This window comes from Frankia sp. Mgl5, assembly GCF_023242985.1.
In the GTDB taxonomy this organism is placed as follows: Bacteria; Actinomycetota; Actinomycetes; order Frankiales; family Frankiaceae; genus Parafrankia; species Parafrankia soli.
The window spans coordinates 1-19,301 of record NZ_JALKFY010000851.1; the positions used below are offsets into that span (position 1 = coordinate 1).

At 70.6% G+C, this 19,301-nt stretch carries 16 protein-coding genes; 8 read left to right on the forward strand and 8 right to left on the reverse strand.

Annotation, left to right across the window (positions count from 1 at the left end):
* Window positions 1-213: 213 nt before the first annotated feature.
* The 6 genes from MXD62_RS36740 to MXD62_RS36765 all read right to left on the reverse strand — a co-directional run bounded on the left by MXD62_RS36740 (window position 214) and on the right by MXD62_RS36765 (window position 8,456).
* Window positions 214-1,155: an SDR family NAD(P)-dependent oxidoreductase gene (locus tag MXD62_RS36740; RefSeq protein WP_248833926.1), complete on the reverse strand. Its 942-nt coding sequence runs from the start codon at window positions 1,153-1,155 to the stop codon at window positions 214-216.
* 42 nt (window positions 1,156-1,197) lie between these two features.
* Window positions 1,198-3,024, reverse strand: a complete 1,827-nt coding sequence (locus tag MXD62_RS36745; protein WP_248833927.1) for an NAD(P)/FAD-dependent oxidoreductase — start codon at window positions 3,022-3,024, stop codon at window positions 1,198-1,200.
* 86 nt (window positions 3,025-3,110) lie between these two features.
* A complete protein-coding gene (locus MXD62_RS36750) occupies window positions 3,111-4,493 on the reverse strand; it encodes an aromatic ring-hydroxylating dioxygenase subunit alpha (protein ID WP_248833928.1) in 1,383 nt (460 codons plus the stop codon).
* A gap of 92 nt (window positions 4,494-4,585) precedes the next feature.
* The gene (locus tag MXD62_RS36755; RefSeq protein WP_248833929.1) at window positions 4,586-5,431 is read right to left on the reverse strand and encodes an SDR family oxidoreductase; all 846 of its coding nucleotides are present in this window, start codon (window positions 5,429-5,431) and stop codon (window positions 4,586-4,588) included.
* Between the two features lie 6 nt (window positions 5,432-5,437).
* On the reverse strand, window positions 5,438-7,033 hold the full coding sequence (locus MXD62_RS36760) for an SMP-30/gluconolactonase/LRE family protein (protein WP_248833930.1): 1,596 nt from the start codon (window positions 7,031-7,033) through the stop codon (window positions 5,438-5,440).
* A 118-nt stretch (window positions 7,034-7,151) separates the two neighbouring features.
* Window positions 7,152-8,456, reverse strand: coding sequence for a cytochrome P450 (locus tag MXD62_RS36765; RefSeq protein ID WP_248834026.1), 1,305 nt, complete (start codon window positions 8,454-8,456; stop codon window positions 7,152-7,154).
* Window positions 8,457-8,739: 283 nt separating this feature from the next.
* On the opposite strand from MXD62_RS36765, the gene MXD62_RS36770 reads away from it, so the two are divergent.
* From MXD62_RS36770 to MXD62_RS36800, 7 genes are all read left to right on the forward strand, one after another.
* The gene (locus MXD62_RS36770; RefSeq protein ID WP_248833931.1) at window positions 8,740-9,300 is read left to right on the forward strand and encodes a TetR/AcrR family transcriptional regulator; all 561 of its coding nucleotides are present in this window, start codon (window positions 8,740-8,742) and stop codon (window positions 9,298-9,300) included.
* A 234-nt stretch (window positions 9,301-9,534) separates the two neighbouring features.
* A complete protein-coding gene (locus MXD62_RS36775) occupies window positions 9,535-10,671 on the forward strand; it encodes an acyl-CoA dehydrogenase family protein (protein WP_248833932.1) in 1,137 nt (378 codons plus the stop codon).
* A complete protein-coding gene (locus MXD62_RS36780; protein ID WP_248833933.1) occupies window positions 10,668-11,981 on the forward strand; it encodes an acyl-CoA dehydrogenase family protein in 1,314 nt (437 codons plus the stop codon). Before MXD62_RS36775 ends, MXD62_RS36780 begins: the two co-directional genes overlap by 4 nt.
* Before the next feature lie 12 nt (window positions 11,982-11,993).
* Window positions 11,994-13,178, forward strand: coding sequence for an amidohydrolase family protein (locus tag MXD62_RS36785; protein WP_248833934.1), 1,185 nt, complete (start codon window positions 11,994-11,996; stop codon window positions 13,176-13,178).
* Between the two features lie 118 nt (window positions 13,179-13,296).
* On the forward strand, window positions 13,297-14,157 hold the full coding sequence (locus tag MXD62_RS36790; protein ID WP_248833935.1) for an SDR family NAD(P)-dependent oxidoreductase: 861 nt from the start codon (window positions 13,297-13,299) through the stop codon (window positions 14,155-14,157).
* Window positions 14,158-14,330: 173 nt separating this feature from the next.
* Window positions 14,331-14,888, forward strand: a complete 558-nt coding sequence (locus tag MXD62_RS36795) for a nuclear transport factor 2 family protein (protein ID WP_248833936.1) — start codon at window positions 14,331-14,333, stop codon at window positions 14,886-14,888.
* A gap of 87 nt (window positions 14,889-14,975) precedes the next feature.
* On the forward strand, window positions 14,976-15,515 hold the full coding sequence (locus MXD62_RS36800; protein ID WP_248833937.1) for a nuclear transport factor 2 family protein: 540 nt from the start codon (window positions 14,976-14,978) through the stop codon (window positions 15,513-15,515).
* Here MXD62_RS36800 and MXD62_RS36805 read toward each other — a convergent pair.
* Both MXD62_RS36805 and MXD62_RS36810 read right to left on the reverse strand, forming a co-directional pair.
* Window positions 15,487-15,909, reverse strand: coding sequence for a PPOX class F420-dependent oxidoreductase (locus tag MXD62_RS36805; protein WP_248833938.1), 423 nt, complete (start codon window positions 15,907-15,909; stop codon window positions 15,487-15,489). The genes MXD62_RS36800 and MXD62_RS36805 overlap by 29 nt on opposite strands.
* 89 nt (window positions 15,910-15,998) lie before the next feature.
* Window positions 15,999-17,258 (reverse strand): aromatic ring-hydroxylating dioxygenase subunit alpha, encoded by a 1,260-nt coding sequence (locus MXD62_RS36810; protein ID WP_248833939.1) that lies wholly within the window; start codon window positions 17,256-17,258, stop codon window positions 15,999-16,001.
* 242 nt (window positions 17,259-17,500) lie between these two features.
* Here MXD62_RS36810 and MXD62_RS36815 point away from each other — a divergent pair, with 242 nt between their 5' ends.
* Entirely contained in the window at window positions 17,501-19,141 is a 1,641-nt protein-coding gene (locus MXD62_RS36815; protein WP_248833940.1) for an aldo/keto reductase, read from the forward strand.
* Window positions 19,142-19,301 lie beyond the last annotated feature (160 nt).

Below are 19,301 nucleotides of genomic sequence, written 5' to 3' on the forward strand. Positions count from 1 at the left end.
TCCGGAATACCGAAGATCGTCTTGATCCCCTCGGCCTCGAACAACTGGAGGATGCGCTCGTAGACTTTTACCGCCATTGGTAGTCAGGGAACGCCGGTACCGGCCCGCGGTACGGTTTCCCATCCCCCTTCCGATCCGGGTGTGCGCTGGTCCGTGGCTGCGGTGCTGTGTCGGTGCGGTCGTGCGGTGCCGCTAGCGCGGCCGTGCGGTGGTTCAGGACGCGTTCGCGGCACCCTTGGCGGCCATCGCGAAGCTGTTGACGATGTGGTCGACGTGCGCCGAGGGCACGACCGGCAGGATCCAGGGGTCGCTCGTGTCGCGGATGGTCGCGAGCTGCTCCCCGACCTGCTCGACCGTCCAGGACGGCTGGTACACGCCCGGGGTCTCCGCGATGAAGACCCGGGCCACCCGGCCGGCGATCGAGGTGAGCATCTCCCCGGTGATCGAGCAGGACTCGTGCGCGAGCCAGCCCACGGTGGGGGCCACCAGCTCCGGCGTCATCGGCGGGTAGGCCGAGGTGTCGATCCCCTCCGCCATCCGCGTGATCGCGGCGGGGACGATGATGTTGCTCTTCACGCCCGACGCGGCCCCTTCGAGCGCGGCCACGTTCGACAGCCCGATCATGCCGGTCTTGGACACGCCGTAGTTGACGACCCCGGCGTTGCCGTACAGCCCGCCGATCGAGGAGGTCAGCACGATCCGGCCGTACCCCGCCGCGACCATCAGCGGGAACGCGGCCCGCACGACATGGAACGCCCCGCGCAGGTGGACGTCCAGGACGGCGTCGAAGTCCTCGTACGTCATCTCCGCCAGCGGCGCCGGGCGGTGCGTCCCGGCGTTGTGGATGAGGATGTCGATCCGGCCGAAGCTGTCGATCGCCGTGTCGATGATCGCCTGGCCGCCCGCGGCCGTGGCCACCGAGTCGGTGGAGGCGACGGCCTCGCCGCCGGCGGCGATGATCTCCTGGACGACCTGCTCGGCGGGGCCGGCGTCGAGGCCCTCCCCGCTCATGCTGCCGCCCGGGTCGTTGACGACGACCTTGGCGCCCAGCGAGCCGAGCAGCAGGGCGTAGGCGCGCCCCAGCCCCCGGCCGGCACCGGTGATCACGGCTACCCGGTCATCGAACCGGGCTGCGGGCAGTGTGGCCTCAGACATCGAATGGTCCTCTCGCGAGTTCTGTCATCAGACGGATGGCCGTCACTTGCCGAGGACGAGCCCCGCCATCTCGCCTGAGTCGCGCCACTCCTGCAGCAGCTCACCGAAGGCGTAGAAGCCGGCCCAGTAGGGGTCGCCGAGGACCGACCGGATCTGCTGCTCGCCCTCGTTGTTGTAGTAGCCGGGCGTGCACTCCCGCGCGAAGTTGGTGTTGTCGATCTCCGCGGCCCGGACCGCCGCGACCCACCCCTCCTGCGCGTCGAAGGTGGGTTCGACGGTCACCGCGCCACGGGCGAGGGTCTCGGAGATGATGTGGGCGATGTGCACGGCCTGCTGCTCGAACATCGCCGGCACGGCCGCCGTGACGCCGCCCTGGATGTAGCCGGTGAAGAACTGGTTCGGGAAGCCGTGGGTCATGATCCCGTGCAGGGTGCGGTAGCCGTCGACCCAGTGCTCGTAGAGCGACCGGCCCTCGCGGCCGGCGTACGGGTGGATCGCGAGCCGCCGGTCGAGGTCGCTGGTGATCTCGAAGCCGCTGGCGAACACGATGCAGTCGACCTCGTACTCGACGCCGTTCGCGACGAGGCCCTTCGCGGTGATCCGCTCGACGCCCTTGGTCTGCGCCACGTCGATCAGGGTGACGTTGGGGCGGTTGAAGGTCGGCAGGTACAGGTCGTTGAAGCACGGCCGCTTGCACAGGAACCGGTAGTACGGCTTCAGCGCCTCGGCGGTCGCCGGATCCTCGACGATCGCGTCGATCCGCTGCCGCAGCCGCTCCATCACCTGGTAGTCGACGAGCTCGCGCAGCTCCATGAACTTCGCCGGGTCCGCCAGCGCCGCCCAGCCGTTGGTGGCGTCCAGCTGCGCCTGCAGGTTACGGCTGATCTCGGTCCAGCCGTCGCAGATCAGGTCCGGCTGTCCCGGCGCGAACGCCTCATAGGCCGCGGCGTGGAAGTTGCGCCGCCGCTCCTCCTGCCAGCCCGGCTGCAACGTCGCGGCCCACTCCGGGTCGGTCGGGACGTCGCCGCGCTCGTCGATCGAGGAGGCGGTGCGCTGGAACACGTACAGGTGCTCGGCGGTCTGCGCGATGTGCGGGATGACCTGCACACCGCTGGCCCCGGTGCCGATCACCGCGATCTTCTTGCCGGCGAGCTTGTCCAGCCCGCCGTGCAGGTCGCCGCCGGAGTACTCGTAGTCCCACCGGGCGGTGTGGATCGTGTGGCCCTGGTAGTCGGCGATGCCGGGGATGCCCGGCAGCTTCGGCCGGTTGAAGGGCCCCTGGCACATCACCACGAACCGGGCGCTGATCTCGTCACCGCGGTTCGTGGTGATCTTCCAGCGATTCGTCTGCTCGTCCCACTCCTGCGAGCGGATCATCGTGCTGAACACCGCGTGCTCGTACAGGCCGAAGTGCTTCCCGATGCGCTGGGCGTGCTCCAGGCACTCGTCGCCCCGGGCGTACTTCTCCTTCGGGATGTAACCGACCTCCTCGAGCAGCGGGAGGTAGCAGTAGCTGTCGGTGTCGCACTGGATTCCGGGATACCGGTTCCAGTACCACACGCCACCGAAGTCGCCCGCCATGTCGATGATCCGGAAGTCGGTGACACCTTCCTGCTTCAGCCGCGCCGCGGCCACCAGGCCCGCCCAGCCACCGCCTAAGATCGCCACGTCGATGTCCTCGACGATCGGCGTCCGAGGGACGACCGGTGTGTACGGGTCGGCCTCGTAGAACTCCTCGAATTCGCCCTCGGTCGCCACATACTGCTTCTGCCCCTCACGACGCAGGCGCTTGTCCCGCTCTGCCAGATACTTCGTCCGGAGCGCGTCATGGTCGACCTCGGGCGTCTCGGTCGGGGCACAGTTCTGCATGCACATTCCTCGTATCTGGGCTGGTGCTCGGGTCACTCGTCAGGCGCCGCGGCGGGATTCGCGGGAGAAACTGATTCCAGGCGGGTCTAGGCGAGTTTGTGAGGCTCGCCGGTGCCCATGTACTTGGCCAGGTTGTGGTGCAGGTTCACGACGCTGCGCTCGCGGTACGGATTGGGCTTCGGCCCGGAGAAACCGCCCGACTTCATGCCCTGCTGCACGGCCGACATGTTCGCGAAGTCCTGCGGCAGCACGGTGCGCCAGCCCGGGTCCTCCGGCGGCGTGAACTCCCACTTGGTCTCCGGCTCGCCGCCCTCCGGGTAGAGCTCGTAGACGGCGGCCTCGAAGATGCACTTGTCGGGGTCGTAGCCGTACGGCCGAGCGCTGTAGCAGAGCATGTTGTTCAGCGCGTGCCCGATCTGGAAGTTCGGGAAGATCTGCCAGGCGGTGCCGCTCTTCGCGACGATCTCCGGGGGAACCGTCGGCCACACCACCCCGCGGGCGGCGTCGTCCCGGCGGGCCGAGGCCAGCCAGTGCTGCAGCACCTCGCCCGGGGGCGTCCCCTCCGGGAGCTCCTCGGTGAGCCGCTGGGCGGCGTCGACGAGGGTCCGGGTGGTGTTGGTGTTCGCGTTCTCCCAGGTGAAGTTCTGCAGCTCGATCGTCGAGCGCCGGGCGTCCGGGCCGCTGCCGATCCGCAGCTTCGCCTGGTTCTCCTCCAGGCCCTTCGGCGCGTCGTACCCGATGTTGCTGTGCCGGCCCTGCGCCCGCGCCCAGCCCAGGAAGTTCCCGAAGTTCATGAACTCCGGATGGGTGTACGGCACGTGGTAGGTCTCCATGAACGCCTCGAGGGCGACCTTCCAGTTGCAGTCGAAGACCAGCCACTTCCGCCACCGGTAGCGCATGTTCTCGAGCTGGAACGGGTCGAGCAGCGACGCCGCCGGCTCCAGGTACTGCCGCAGCGGCTCGGCGTCCGGGTCCAGGTTCACCCAGATCCAGCCGCCCCAGGTGTCGACCTGCACGTCCTTGAGCGCGATCTTCTCGTCGGTCAGGCCGCACGGCCAGTCCTCGCGCTCGGCCGCGAACGTGTTCTCGCCGTCGAGGTTGTACCGCCATCCGTGGAAACCGCACACGAACTGCCGCAGCTGCCCGCGGGCGTCGCGCGCCCCCTCAGGGGTGTCCACCAGCCGGCGGCCCCGGTGCGAGCAGACGTTGTGGTACGCCCGGATCCGGTCCGGCGCCGAGCGCACCACGACGAGCGAGTCGTCCAGGATCTCGTACGTCAGGAAGTCGCCGACCCGCGGAATCTCCTCGACCCGGCCGACCTGCTGCCAGACCTTCCGCCACAGCTTGTCCCGTTCGGCCCGGGCGTACTCCGGGGAGATGTACGCCTCCACGCCGATCTCGAGCGGTTCCGACAGCGGCTCGACTGGAGTGGAAACTGTTTCCTGGATGTTGTCGAGAGTCTCGCTCATGACATTCTCCAACCCGCGTCACGGGGTAATCGGGTTCGGGTGCGGCTTTGGTCCGGGATTTGTCTGGAAACAAACAGATCCGCTTCGGCGTGTCAGCGCGTGAGGGACGCGCGGAACTCCTCGTCCTTCAGGAACAGCGACGTGTTGTCGGCGCCCAGATGGGTCCACCTGAGGTTCAGGCCGCCGTCCACGAGAATCGTCTGCCCCGTGATGTACGAAGACAGGTCCGAAAGGAGGAAGAGGATCGCTCCGGCCTGCTCCTCCGGGCGGCCGCGGCGGCCCGCGGTGATGGCACGGCGGTCGCGGTCGGGGTCGGCGTCCACATACGCGCCCGACGACGGGGTCGCGGTCACCCCGGGTGCCACGGCGTTCACCCGGATGTCGTCCCCGGCGAGCTCGACGGCCAGCGTGCGCGTCGCCGCCACCACCCCCGCCTTGGCGGTGCCGTAGGCGACGTGGAACGGCGCCGTGTTCATGCCGCTGATCGAGGAGACCGACACGATCGACCCGGGGCGGCCCTGCGACTTCAGCTCGGCGGCGACCGCCTGGCTGAAGAAGAACATCGTCTCGAGGTTCTGGGTGAACAGCTCGCGCCAGTCCTCCCGGGTCACCCGGGTCGCCGCCATCCACGTCGCGGGGGCGGCACCTCCGGCGACGTTGACCAGCCCGTACAGGTCGCCGTCCGCCCGCGAGGCCGCGTTCAGCACCGTCGCGATGCCCTCGTCGGTCGAGGCGTCCGCCGCGACCGGCACGACTGGCAGCCCCTCCTTCACCAGCGGCCCGATGTGCGTGTCGAGGTTCTCCTGGGAGCGGCTCACCGCGAGCACGGTCGCCCCGGCGCGCGCCACGGTGCTCGCCACCGAGGTTCCGATGCCGCCGCCACCCGCACCGGAGACGATGACGATGCGCCCGTCCAGGTTGAGGAAGTCGTTCGTCATGTCGCCTCAGCCCTCCCGCCGCAGCGCGAGCACGCTGCCCTCGGCGTCAGCAGATAGGTAGAGCGTGCCGTCCGGTCCGGCGGCGATGCCCGCGAACGGGCCCTGCGGCCCGGAGAAGGGCGGCAGCCCGCGCAGCGGCTTGGGCGTCACGCCGGGCGGGGCGCCCACCGGGAGGTCACGGGCGATGGTCTGCCGGGCCCCGGTGCCGAGGTCGACGCTGATCAGCTGCTTCGTGCCGGCGTCGACGATAAGGAGCTGCCCGCCGCGCACGAGGATTCCCTGCGGCTGCTCCAGGCCGTCGACCACCGTGTCGACGCGGAAGCCGGAGATCGTGACGACCCGCCCGGCGCCCGACTCGGAGACGAAGAGCGTGCCGTCCGGCCCGAACGCGACACCCAGCGGATCGTTGAGCCCGGACGCCAGCTCCTCGACCCGGCCGGAGCGGATGGAGAGCACGCGGCCCTTGCCGAGCTCGGCGGCGACGATGTCGCCGCCCGGGGCGACCGCCACGCCGTAGAGCTGGTCGAGCTCGTCGGCGAGCACCTCGCTCTCCGCGCTCGCCGGCCGGTAGCGGGTGACCTGCCCGCCCGAGGTGGTGACGATGAACTCGCCCGCGCCGACGGCGGTGACCCCGCGGACGAAGCCCGGGTAGCCCGGGGAGAAGAGCATGCCGAGCGTCTCCGGCTTGCCGCCGGGGCGCAGGAGGTAGAAGTACGTCCCGTCGGCGATGTAGAGGTTGCCGTCCTCGCCCACGGTCAGGTCCAGCGGCCAGTTCAGCCCGCCCGGCAGCGTCTCGCGGGTCGCCCCGCCGCCGAGGATCTCGGTGATCGACCCGGTGAAGTTCGAGACGAACAGCCGGTCGCCGACGAAGGTGCAGTTGTCCAGGCCCGGCGTGAGGGCGGCCAGCACGGTGCGCTCGCCGTTGCGCGGGTTGATCCGCAGCACCTCGCCGGAGGCGACCTGGGTGGAGACGATGAAGCCCTCGGGGTCGAACTTCAGCGAGTCCGGGACGCCGAGATCCCCCACGACCCGCTGCGGCTCGCCGCCCTCCGGGTCGATCCGCCAGATGTCGTTCGTCCCCATCACCGGGTAGTACAGGAGGCCGTCGGGGCCGACCTCCATGGCGTTGGGCATCGCCAGGTCCTCGAGCAGCACGCGGGGCGCGCCGCCGTTCAGGTCGAGCTCCATCAGGCGCCCGCCGACCCGGCACTCGTTGACGAACAGCCGGCCCTGGTGGACGGTGATGCCGTTGACGCTCGGGAGGTCGTCACGCAGCACCCGGGTGGTGCCGTCGGCGCCGCGCACGCTCACCCGGCCGTCCATGACCTCGGTGGCGTAGAGGTCGCCCTGCGGGCCGAAGGCCACGTCGTCGGGGGCGATGATCGCGCCGCCCTTCGCGCTGATGGTCTCCAGCTGGCCGGTCTCGACGTCCAGTGCGCTGATCTGGCTGCCGGTCACCTGCGCCACGTAGACGCGGCCGTCCGGGCCGGTGCGTAATCCGTTCGCGCCGAAAAGTCTGCTCGGCGACGTGAGCCGGTCCAGGCTCCATCCTTCGGCGAGGCCGATGGATGCGGCGCTGTAGCGCGCCCCTTGCGACAACATGGTGACGGACTCCCGAACCTCGTCGTTGAGATGAAGAATTTCGGCTACCGGCCCGCGCGGGATGTCGACTCACGCCGCGGGCCGGTCTCACCGGGCCGGTTCTCACCGGGGAGGGCCATTACCGGGAGTCGGACGCCGCCGGCGTGAACTCGAGCTGCAGGTGGGTCAGACCGCGCAGGATGAACGTGGGGAGGTACTGGTAGTTGCGGGCGCCCGCGGGGCCGTGCACGCGCTCGGAGATCCGGATGTCGGCCGTGCGGTCGAGCAGCCGCTCAAGTCCCGCCCGGGCCTCGGCCCGGGCCAGCGGCGCGCCGGGGCAGCTGTGGATGCCGCGCCCGAACGCGATGTGCTGACGCGCGTTGGGGCGGGCGACGTCGAGCGTGTCCGGGTCGGCGAAGCGGCGGGGGTCGCGGTTCGCGGCCCCGTTCACGACCATCACCGTGGTGCCGGCGGGGATGTCGACCCCACCGACCGTGGTCGACACCCGGGCCAGCCGGAAGTCGCCCTTGACCGGGCTCTCCAGCCGCAGCGTCTCCTCGATGAAGTTCGGGATCCGGTCGCGCTCGGCGCGCAGCAGGCGCTGCAGGCCGGGATTGTCGGCGATCAGCTTCGCCGCGGTGCTGACCAGCCGGACGGTGGTCTCCTGGCCGGCGGAGAACAGGTTCGCGGCCACCCGCACGACGTCGATGACCTCGGGGGTGGAGCCGTCCGGGAACGTCGCGGTGGCCAGCCCGGTGAGGACGTCGTCGCGGGGATCCCGGCGACGGGCCTCGATGTAGGTCGTGAAGCGGTCGTAGAGGAACTGCAGCGGCGAGTGTTCCATCGAGTGGTCGCCGGTGCTGCCCACGCCGCCGCCCTCGGCCGCCGGCCGGTGCTGCAGCCGGTCGGCGAACTCCTCGTGGTCCTCCTCGGGCACGCCGAGCAGGTCGGCGATGACGAGCAGGGCGAAGGGGCCGGCGAAGCCGCGGATGAACTCGCCCTCGCCGCTGGCGAGGTAGTCGTCCAGCAGGCGGTCGGCGAGCCGCCAGATGAACTCCTCGTTCTCCTTGAGCCGCTTCGGCGTGATCAGCCGCATCAGCAGCGCGCGGTGATCGGTGTGCATCGGCGGGTCGAACGTGGGCAGCTGGTCGCTCATCGGCAGGTCGGCGCGGTGCCGCTCGATCAGCTCGGAGATCTCGTCACCCTCGAGACCCTCGAGCGGGACCGGGAACCCGGGGAACGGCCCGGTCACCGAGATGCACGAGGAGAACCGGTCGGAGTCGTGGAACACCGAGACGGCTTCCTCGTAGCCCGTCACCATCACCACGTCGTGGTGCGGCTCGCGGTGGACCGGACACTGCTCCCGCAGCGCGTGGAAATAGGGATAAGGGTCCGCGACGAGCTCGTCGCCCCGGAAGAAGTCGATCGCCTCGATGTCCTTCACCGTCTGCACCGCATCCCTTCGACACCGCTGTGCGCGTGTCCCGCTGGCCCTGAAGCGAATGACCCGTTGTCCGCAGCGTTCGGCGCCATTCCCCGCCACGGTCCGACGCCTGGTCCGCGCTGCGCCCCGAATCGCCTTACCCGCGATCGGACCGGTCCTGCGAACTAGGCCGCTACGATACGGACCGGCGGTCCACATCGGCAAGAGGTCCGGGCACATCGACACGAGCCAGAGGTCCGAGCACACCAGAGGTCCGAGCACATCGGCGCGAGGAGGTGCAGCGGTGGCCGGGTCCGAGCGCGCCGACGCCGCCCGCAACCGGGCGGCGATCCTCGCCGCGGCGGCGGACCTGTTCGACCGCGACGGCGCCGAGCAGGTGTCGATGAACGACATCGCCCGGGCCGCGGGGGTCGGCAAGGGCACCCTGTTCCGCCGCTTCGGCGACCGCACCGCGCTGATCGAGGCCGTCCTGTACCCGCGGGTCGCCGCGATGCTGACCCTCGTCGAGCAGGGGCCTCCCCCCCTCGGCCCCGGCGGGGAGCCGGTGGCCGCGCTGCACGCCTACCTCGACTCGCTGCTCGACTTCGTCTGGACGAACCGCACCCTCATCCGCGCGCTCGAACACCACGGGCCGTACGCCTACTACGCCAACCCGTCCAGCCAGTACTGGATCAGCGAGCTCGCCCGGCGCCTCAACGCCGTGCGCCCGGGTGAGAACACCGACTACCTGACGCACGTCCTGTTCACCGCGCTGCGGGCCGACGTCATCGACTACCTGGTCTCCAGCCGCCGGATGGACCCCGACCGCGTCCGCGCCGGCCTGCACCGCCTCGCCGGCAGCTGACCGCCGACGTCAGCCCGCGGCGCCCGAATCATGCCCGAACCACCCTCTTGCGTATGTGGACCGGCGGTCCGTATCGTGACGGCCTAGTCCGCCGGACCGGTCCTGAACCACGGGCGCGCACCCCACGGTGTGCACCGCACCCGTGCGGCCGCGGTCGGACGGGAGCCCACGCGGCGCGACCCGGGCCGCGGCAGGCGTCGGGCAAGGGAGCCGAATGACGCGAGGTGACGGATCGTGCTGCTGGAGTTGAGTCCCGACCAGGAGGTCCTCAGGGAGGCGACCGCGAGATACCTCGCGGACCGGGTCCCGGCCGAGGCGGTCCGCCGCCTGCGCCACGACCCCGCCGGCTTCGAGGCCGACTACTGGCAGGGCGGAGCCGAGCTGGGGTGGACGTCCCTGCTGGTCGGTGAGGAGCAGGGCGGCGGGTCGATCAGCGGGTCCGCCCTGGTCGACCTGACGCTGGTCGCCCCCGCGTCCGGCCGGCGCGCCGCGCCGGGCCCGCGGCCCGCCACCACCGCCGCCCCCCCCGCGGGGGGCGCGGCGGGCCCGGCGCACTCCGAGGTCCTGGCCGACATCCTGTCGGGTGCCACTGTGGCGGCGTGGTGCCTCGGCGGGCCGCCGCCGCTGGACCGGCTCGACAGCGTCGGCCTCGCCCTGCGGGTCGACGGCGACGACCTCGTCCTCGACGGGGTGAGCCGCCCGGTCGAGTCGGCCGCCCAGGCCGGGCACCTGCTCGTCGCCGCCCGCGGCGAGGAGGGGCTCACCCAGCTGCTGGTGCCCGCGGCCACGCCCGGGGTGACGGTGGAGCCGCTGCGCACGGTCGACCTGACCCGGCGCTTCTTCGCCGTCCGGATGGACGGCGTCCGGGTGCCGCGCGCCGCCGTCGTCGGCGAGGTCGGCGCGGCGGCCGACCAGATCGAGCGCCAGCTCCAGCGCGCGATCGTGATCCTCAACGCCGAGACGGTCGGCGCGATGCAGGCCGCCTTCGACATGACCGTCCGCTGGGCCTTCGAGCGTTACTCCTTCGGCCGGCCCCTCGCGTCCTACCAGGCGCTCAAGCACCGTTTCGCCGACATGAAGACCTGGCTGGAAGGCGCGCACGCCGTCAACGACAGCGCCGCGGCGGCCGTCGACGCCGGCTCACCCGACGCCGGGGAGCTGGTGAGCGCGGCGAAGTCCTTCATCGGCGACTACGGGACGGAGCTGCTGCAGGACTGCGTCCAGCTGCACGGCGGGATCGGCGTGACCTATGAGCACGACCTGCACCTGTACCTGCGCCGCGTCACCGTGAACCGGGCGCTGTGCGGCACGCCGGCCGAGCACCGCCAGCGCGTCGCCGCCGTCGTCGAGCACCTCAAGGAGCGGGCATGACGTCCGACATCAGCACCGGCACCGGCTCGGCCGCCGGCGCGGCGAACGCGGAAGCCACGGAGAGCGTCGCGGACTTCCGCCGGCGGGCGCGGACGTGGATCCGCGCCAACCTGCGCCCCCTCGAGCACAACGAGGGCGCCGGCGTCATGCGGGCGGACACGACGGACGAGGAGGAGCTCGCCGCCGTCGCCCGCGAGCGGCAGATCCAGCGGATGCTGTTCGACGCCGGCCTCGCCGGCATCTGCTTCCCGCGCGAGTACGGCGGGCAGGGCCTGTCGCCGGAGCACCAGCGCGCGTTCAACGAGGAGATCACCGGCTACGAGTACCCGGGCCGGCTGCAGGCGCCGACGTTCTCGCCGTGCGCCGCGGTGCTCCTCGAGTTCGGCACCCCGGAGCAGAAGGAGCGCCACCTCCCCGCCATCATCAAGGGCGAGGAGATCTGGATGCAGTTCCTCTCCGAGCCCAGCAGCGGTTCGGACGTCGCCGGCGCGCTGACCACCGCCGTGCGCGAGGGCGACGACTGGATCCTCAACGGCTCGAAGATCTGGACGACCGGGGCCTGGTGGTCGGACTGGGCGCTCTGCCTGGCCCGCACGAACTGGGACGTCCCGAAGCACCGCGGGCTCACCGTGTTCATCATGCCGCTGCGCCAGCCCGGCATCGACGTCCAGCGCATCGAGATGCTCAACGGCAACAAGGAGTTCTGCCAGGAGTTCATCACCGACGTCCGGGTCCCCGACACCGACCGCATCGGCGACGTCGACAACGGCTGGACCGTCGGCACCCGGTGGATGTTCCACGAGCGGATGCTGCACAACTCCCCGTTCGTCACCGTCCCCGCCGGCTGGTCCTACGGCGGCGTCGACGCCACCGTCCTGGTGGACGTCGCCCGCGACGCCGGCCGCCTCGACGAGCCACGGGTACGGGACCTCATCGGCGAGGGCCGGGTGCTCGACCTGGTCCGCGAGTCGCTGCAGGGCCGGATCGGCCGCGGCGTCGTCTCCCGCCGGATGCCCGACCAGTCGGCCGCCATCGGGCGCCTGTTCGCCGGCATCGCCTCCACCCGCGTCACCAGCATGGCGTACGACATCGCCGGCTCGGCGGGCGCGGCCTGGAGCGCCGAGGACGGCGCGGTCGCCGAGTGCGGGAACGACTTCCTCCTGCGCCAGACCACCTGCATCGGCGGCGGGACCACCGAGATGGCCCGCAACGTGATCAGCGAGCGTGTCCTCGGCATGCCCCGCGAGCCCGCCCTCGACCGTGACCGTGCCTTCCGCGACGTGCCCCGCGGGGGATCCGGTCGCTCCTGACCAGGAGGTGTGATGCCCACCCACGACATTCCGGTGTTCGACGCCGACAACCACCTGTACGAGACCCAGGACGCGCTCACCAAGTTCCTGCCGGCGCGCTACCGGGGCGCGATCGACTACGTCGACGTGCACGGCCGGACGAAGATCGTCGTGCGCGGGCAGATCAGCCAGTACATCCCGAACCCGACCTTCGAGGTCGTCGCCCGCCCGGGGGCGCAGGAGGACTACTACCGGCACGGCAACCCCGAGGGGAAGACGTACCGGGAGATCTTCGGCAAGCCGGTGCGGTCCATCGACGCCTGGCGGGAGCCGGCCGCGCGCGTCAAGGTCATGGACGAGCAGGGGCTCGACCGCACCCTGATGTTCCCCACGCTCGCCAGCCTGATCGAGGAGCGGATGCGCGACGACGCGGACCTCGTCCACGCCGTCATCCACTCGCTCAACGAGTGGCTGTACGAGACCTGGCAGTTCAACTACCAGGACCGGATCTTCACCACGCCGGTGATCACCCTGCCGATCGTGGAGAAGGCCGTCGAGGAACTCGAGTGGGTCCTCGAGCGGGGCGCCCGGGTCATCCTCGTCCGGCCGGCGCCCGTGCCGGGCCTGCGCGGGCCGCGCTCGTTCGGCCTGCCGGAGTTCGACCCGTTCTGGGCCCGCGTGCAGGAGGCCGACATCCTCGTCGCACTGCACTCGTCCGACAGCGGGTACGCCCGCTACAACGGCGAGTGGATGGGCGCCAACCGCGAGATGCTGCCGTTCCAGCCGAACCCGTTCCAGATGCTGCAGGCCTGGCGACCGGTCGAGGACGCGGTCTCGGCGCTCGTCTGCCACGGCGCGCTCTCCCGCTTCCCCCGGCTGAAGGTGGCCGTCGTCGAGAACGGGATGAGCTGGGTCGCCCCGCTGATGGACGCCATGAAGAACCTGTACAAGAAGATGCCGCACGACTTTCCCGAGAACCCGCTCGACGTGATCCGGCGCAACGTCTACGTCAGCCCGTTCTGGGAGGAGGACCTCGGCGCGCTGACCAAGGTCCTAGGTGAGGACCACGTGCTGTTCGGGTCCGACTATCCGCATCCGGAGGGGCTGGCGAACCCTGTCAGCTACATCGACGAGCTCGCCCACCTGCCAGAACCACTCGTGCGCAAGCTCATGGGCGGCAACCTCGCCCAGCTCATGAAGGTCCCGGCCGCGGTCTGAGCGGCAGCGCCTGATGAACCTCGCGGGGTAGGTCCCCCGCCCGTGGTCCGGCCGGCCACCACGGTGCCGTCGGGGCGGCCGGCCGGACCACAGCCATGAACACCAGCTGGGAGTTCGCATGGGTTTACTTTCGGACCGGGTCGCCGTCGTCACCGGCGCCAGCCGGGGCATCGGGAAGGGCATCGCGCTCGCGCTCGCCGACGAGGGCGCGACGGTCTACGTCACCGGGCGGACGGTGTCCCCCGGCTCGCACCCGCTTCCCGGCACGGTCGGTGAGACCGCGGCGGAGGTGGACCGCCGGGGCGGCCGGGGCATCGCCGTGCAGGTCGACCACGGGGACGACGACCAGGTCGCCGCGCTGTTCGAGCAGGTCGAGCGCGAGCAGGGCCGGCTGGACATCCTGGTCAACAACGCCTTCTCCCTGCCCGAGGACCTGACGGAGCCGAACCCGTTCTGGGAGAAGCCGCTGTCGAACTGGGAGATGGTCGACGTCGGGGTGCGGTCGAACTTCGTCGCCGCCTGGCACGCGGCGCGGCTCATGGTTCCGCGCCGGGCCGGCCTCATCGTGGCGATCTCCGGCTACGTGGGAGTGACCTACACCTACGGCGTCGTCTTCGGCACCTGCAAGTCCGCGGTCGACCGCATGGCCCGGGACATGGCCGTCGAACTCAAGCCGCACAACATCGCGTCGATCTCGCTGTGGCAGGGCCTCACCTTCACCGAGCGGGCCGAGCGCAACATCTCGCTGAACCCCGCGATGAAGGAGCAGCTCGTCACCAACCCGACGATCGGCTGCTCGCCGGAGTTCCCCGGCCGCGTCATCGCGGCGCTCGTCCAGGACACGGACCTGATGCGGCACTCCGGGGGTACCTTCATCACCGCCGAGCTGGCCCAGGAGTACGGCGTCACCGACCTCGACGGGAAGGTCATCCCGTCACTGCGGGCCCAGCGTGGCGCCCCGCTCTGGTCCCCCGTCTAGCGGCCCGCGAACCGCCGGCGCCCCCTGAACCAGAGGCGCGGTCCCCAACCAGCGGCGTTCCCTGAACCAGCTACGCCGCGCACAGCATCGCAGAGCGCACGCCACCACACCCAAGACCCGCATCTCCACCCCCGGCGTCGACGCCGACGTCGGCACAGCAACCGCGAGGAACGATGAGCCAGCCCATCACCGCCGAGAAGCTCGCCCGGCTCGAACAACTGCTCGAGCGGCAGGACATCCACGACACCCTGACCCGGTTCAGCCGGGGCATGGACAGGTTCGACCGCGAGCTCTTCCTCTCCGCCTTCCATCCTGACGCCGTGATCGCCGCCGGTCCGTTCGTCGGCGGCCCGGTCGAGCTGTACGACTGGGCGTCCGCCGGGCATGAGCAGGGCCAGGTGGCCACCCACCACAACCTGCTCAACGTCACCATCGACATCGACGGCGACACCGCGCACACCGAGACGTACTACCTGTTCGTCGGGCGCAACCGCGACGACTCCAACTGGATCGCCGGTGGCCGCTACATCGACCGGCTGGAACGGCGCGCAGGCGAATGGCGGATCGCGTTGCGCACCAACGCCATCGAGTGGTCGGGCCTGGTGCCCACCATGGACATCCCGTTCTCCGACGTGCCGGACATCCACCTCGACGGCGCTCCCACCCGCAGCAAGGAGGACCCCTCCTACCGGCGGCCGCTGATCAACACCCGCAAGCCGCAGATTCCCTAGGCCAGGCCGATTCCCCAGGCCAGACCGATCCAGCCCGGGGCGGCGACCGCCCGTTCCACCCCTAGCCGACCACGAGGTGAGCCGGATATGAGTATCAGTGCCGACGACCTGAGCTTCGTCCTGGACCGTGAACAGATCCGCGACCTCCTCGCCCGGCTCGCCCGGGGCGAGGACCGGCGCGACGCGGAGCTGATCAGCGGGGCGTACTGGCCGGACGCGACCGACGACCACGGCATCTTCCGCGGCACGTTCAAGGAGTACCTGGCGTGGGTCGTGCCCGGCGCGCCCTCAATCCCCGTCACCCTGCACACGCTGGGCCAGACCCTGATCGACGTCACGGGTGACACCGCGGTGGCCGAGACCCACGTCACCTCCTATCACCGGATCGACTTCGGTGAGCAGGAGCATGACGTCGTGATCGGCGGCCGTTACGTCGACCGGCTGGAGAAGCGGGACGGGGAGTGGCGCATCGCGCACCGCACCATGCTCTACGACTGGTTCCGGGACTTCGGGCAGTCGGTGGACTGGTCGCAGGGGGTCATGGGCACCCCGTTCCTCGCCGACCACTATGTGGGCAGCGCGAACGGCGACCACAGCGTCACGTTGTTCCAGCAGAAGTCCGGCTGACCCCGCGCGACCGCAGCGCCACCCCGTCCGGATCGACACCCCAGCTGATGATCCGGACGGGGTGGATGCGGATGACCTCACGGCTGAGATGGCGCTGCGGCGGATCCTGATCGGTCAGCGCCTCCGCCGTTCCCCGGATCTCCACGCCGCGCACCCGCCACGGGTCGACGGAGGCGATGTCGTCGACGACGAGGGACACCACGCCGGTGGCCGCGACGTTGCGGAACTTCCGGCTGGCGCCCAGGTCGTACCCGTGGATGTCGATCGTGCCGGTCGCCTCGTTGACGCGGAAGGCGACCGGGGAGTTCTGCGGCGCGCCGCCCGGGGCGACGGTCGCCAGCCGGCCGAGCCGCTGGCCGGCCAGGTACGCACGTTCGGTCTCGGTGAAGTCCATGCCGCCAGCATCGGACCTGAAGTGGACTTCAGGTCAAGGGCCGGCGCCGACCGGGCGCCGGCCACGCGTGCTGGCCCCTGGTACCCGGCTTACCCCTGATACCCGGCCACGTAGTCGCCCGCGGTCTTGTGGAGGTGCCGGATGGCGATCTCCTGGTCGTTGAGCGGGAACCGCGAGACGGCGCGGGACTCGAGCATGGTCTGGGTGGCCTCGAGCGTGTTGCAGTCCTGCAGCGCGAACTCCTTGAAGGTGACCGCGGCAAGCTCCTGCCGGATGCGGTCCTGCGCGGTCCGGGCCGGCACGAAGTACAGCGTGCCCTCGAAGATGTGCTGGTTGTACGCCGTCGGCCAGTAGTGGTAGGTGAGGTACCAGCCCGGCGCCCACACCACGATCATGAAGTTCGGGAAGAAGACGTAGGAGTCCAGGCCCCACGCCGGGTGGCCGGCCGGGTTGACCCCTGACGGCAGCGAGTTCAGGCCCTCGATGTCGGGGCGGTCCCACGGCCCGAAGTTGCCACTGCGCAGGACCCGCTCGATCGGCTTCACCATGTTGAGGTCCTTCGGCGGCGACATCCCGCCCCACGCCGACTGCATCGAGTGCGGACCGTCGATGTCGTAGTGCAGTGACTCGTAGCCGTAGCCCAGCAGCTTGCGTGACTCGTCGCCCACGTACTGCTTCGCGTGCAGGACGGGTGCGTGGTAGAACTCCGCGAACGCGTCGATGTAGAGCTTCCAGTTGCTCCCGACCTCGGCCCGGTACTTGTAGACCTCGGTCATCTCCCCGAAGGGATAGCCCTCGAGTCCCTTCGCGAAGCGCCCCAGGTACTCGGCCAGCGATGTCGTGCCCTCGCTGTCGAGGTTGATGAAGATGAAGCCCTCCCACAGCTCACAGCGCACCGGTACCAGACCGAGCTGCGACCTGTCGAGGTCGAAGAACTCCGACTCCTGCTGGACGAACGTGCAGGAGCCGTCGAGCCCGTAACGCCAGGCGTGGTACTTGCAGGTGAACTGCCGAGCCGTGCCCTGCGTCTCCTCCTGGGGAAAGTCGTTCCACACCAGCTTGTTGCCGCGATGCCGGCAGACGTTGTGGAACGCGCGGACCTCGCCCTCGGCGTCGCGGACGACGATCAGCGACGCACGCGCGGCGTGGATCTCCCTCGTGAAGTAGTTGCCGGTCCTCGGGATCTGCTCGACCCGACCGACGTTGAGCCAGGTCCGCCCGAAGATCGCCTTGCGCTCCAGCTCATAGTGCTCGGGCGAGATCGAGTCCTCGAACGAGACGAACCCGGTACCGAGGTCCGGGTAGTGCTCGGTCCAGCTGCCCTCCGCGGGCTTCGGGAAGTGCGCCATCCGTCTACCTCCGAGCCGATGCACGTACGAGCCACGTGGCTACGGGCCGCCGCGAACTCCGAAACAATCCATCCGCGTGCTGTTTCTCCAGCCGCGTGAGAATGAACCCTACGAGTCCGTATGGTTTTGGTCAACAGCCGGCGGCGACAAGCGGACCAGGACCGCCCTGCCTCCCGCGAGGGCGCCCGAACGGCGCCACCGTCGGCCTTGACCAGAATCCGACGCATCCGTAGCTTTAGCGGATGGAGTCCAGGGCGGGTGGCGAGCGTTCACGGGCCGGGCGCCCGACGGCGACGGAAGCGGCCAGGCTGACCGAGCGGCTCCGGCGGGCCGCCGTCGACACGTTCCTGGAGTCGGGCTACGACGGCACCACGATGGAGGCCGTCGCGCAGGCCGCGGGAATCACCAAGAGCACCCTGTACGCCCGCTACCCCGACAAGCGGACGCTGTTCATCGCGGTGAGCTCGTGGGCGCTCACCCGCCAGGAGCGCGACGAGCGCGTCCTCGAACCGCTGCCCGACGACCTCGCCGAGAGCCTGACCGTGATCGCGCGGGCGATCCTGGCCCGCTCGGTCGACCCCGACATCGTCCGCCTGAGCCGGATGGCGATCGCCGAGTCCGCGCGCTTCCCCGAGTTCGCGGCGAGCTCGCAGGCCGTCACCTGGTCACCGCGGGTGCAACTGATCATTGATGTGCTACGCAGGCACGAGAGCGCGGGCACCGTGGTCGTCGGGGACGTCGACCTCGCCGCCGAGCAGTTCTTCGCCATGGTCGGCGCGATGCCGGCGTGGCTGGCCGCCTACGGCATCTACCGGACCCCCGAGGTCGAGGAGGAGCACCTCCACCACGCGGTGAGCCTCTTCCTCAACGGTGTCCTGGCCAGGCCGGAGACCAGGCCGCACCCGACCGAGGCTGCCAGGCCCGCCGAGGCCGCCAGGGCCGCCGGGGAGGGACCGGCCGTCCCGCGTGCGAGCTGGTCGATGGAGTACCGGCGGCTCGGCCGCAGCGGGCTGAACGTCTCGCGGCTCGCGCTGGGAGTCGCGGCTCTCGGCGCCGGGCCCGCGGACCATGACGAGCGGGCCGCGATCGGCGTCATCCACCGCTTCCTCGACGCCGGCGGCAACCTCCTCGACACCACTGCCGCGGGTGACGTCGGCCGGGGTGGCACGGACCCGGACGGCGCCGCGGTGGAGCTCTGCGGCCGTGCCGTTCGGGACAGGCGCTCGAGCGTCGTCCTGGCCTCGAGCGTCGGGCGGCCGAGCGGGCAGGGCCCCCACGACGGCGGGAACAGCCGCCGTCACATCCGGGCCGCCTGCGAGGCGACCCTCCGCCGGCTCCGGACGGACTATCTCGACCTCCTCCAACTCGACGCCGACGACCCGACGACCCCGCTGGAGGAGACGATCGACGCGTTGGACGACCTGGTGCGCGCCGGGAAGGTTCTCTACGTCGGCGTCGCCAACCTGCACGTCTACCGGGTGATGAAGGCGCTGTCGGTCAGCGACCGGCTCGGCCGGGCCCGTTTCATCTCGTTCCGCGGCCCGTACGGCCTGCTCTCGCGGGAGCTCGAACACGAGCACCTCCCGCTGCTGGCGGAGGAAGGCCTCGGCCTGATCAGCACGAACTCACTCCGCTCCCCCGAGCACATGCACAGGCACAGGCACAGGCACGCCACCGTCGCCGCCACGGAGGCCGCGGCGGCGGAGCTCGGGTGCACGGCCACGCAGCTGTCGCTGGCCTGGCAACTGACGAGACCCGTCACCTCGATCACGCTCGACGTCGCCTCCGCGGCCCAGTTGGACGAACACCTCGCGGCCCTGGGCATCGAGATCCCCACCGAGATCGCGGCAGCACTGGAACAGGTCTCCCGTCCCCAGGGGTAACGGTCCGCGGCCGCGCCGGCCGGCCTGTACGGCCGCGGCCGGGGCGCCGCCCGGCTGACAGCGACGCTGACAGCGGCGCGGCGGCTTCGCCTGCTGATACGCGTGGCCGCGAGGAGTCGGGCGGCCCCCGACCGCGTGCCGTCCGTCGCTCTCGCGTCGA

Bases quoted from the DNA above. Each gene is read 5' to 3' on its own strand.
- MXD62_RS36795 (WP_248833936.1), top strand. From the start codon at position 14,331: ATGAGCCAGCCCATCACCGCCGAGAAGCTCGCCCGGCTCGAACAACTG.
- MXD62_RS36760 (WP_248833930.1), bottom strand. From the start codon at position 7,033: ATGTTGTCGCAAGGGGCGCGCTACAGCGCCGCATCCATCGGCCTCGCC.
- MXD62_RS36755 (WP_248833929.1), bottom strand. From the start codon at position 5,431: ATGACGAACGACTTCCTCAACCTGGACGGGCGCATCGTCATCGTCTCC.
- MXD62_RS36790 (WP_248833935.1), top strand. From the start codon at position 13,297: ATGGGTTTACTTTCGGACCGGGTCGCCGTCGTCACCGGCGCCAGCCGG.
- MXD62_RS36815 (WP_248833940.1), top strand. From the start codon at position 17,501: ATGGAGTCCAGGGCGGGTGGCGAGCGTTCACGGGCCGGGCGCCCGACG.
- MXD62_RS36805 (WP_248833938.1), bottom strand. From the start codon at position 15,909: ATGGACTTCACCGAGACCGAACGTGCGTACCTGGCCGGCCAGCGGCTC.
- MXD62_RS36740 (WP_248833926.1), bottom strand. From the start codon at position 1,155: ATGTCTGAGGCCACACTGCCCGCAGCCCGGTTCGATGACCGGGTAGCC.
- MXD62_RS36745 (WP_248833927.1), bottom strand. From the start codon at position 3,024: ATGCAGAACTGTGCCCCGACCGAGACGCCCGAGGTCGACCATGACGCG.
- MXD62_RS36800 (WP_248833937.1), top strand. From the start codon at position 14,976: ATGAGTATCAGTGCCGACGACCTGAGCTTCGTCCTGGACCGTGAACAG.
- MXD62_RS36750 (WP_248833928.1), bottom strand. From the start codon at position 4,493: ATGAGCGAGACTCTCGACAACATCCAGGAAACAGTTTCCACTCCAGTC.
- MXD62_RS36785 (WP_248833934.1), top strand. From the start codon at position 11,994: ATGCCCACCCACGACATTCCGGTGTTCGACGCCGACAACCACCTGTAC.
- MXD62_RS36810 (WP_248833939.1), bottom strand. From the start codon at position 17,258: ATGGCGCACTTCCCGAAGCCCGCGGAGGGCAGCTGGACCGAGCACTAC.
- MXD62_RS36780 (WP_248833933.1), top strand. From the start codon at position 10,668: ATGACGTCCGACATCAGCACCGGCACCGGCTCGGCCGCCGGCGCGGCG.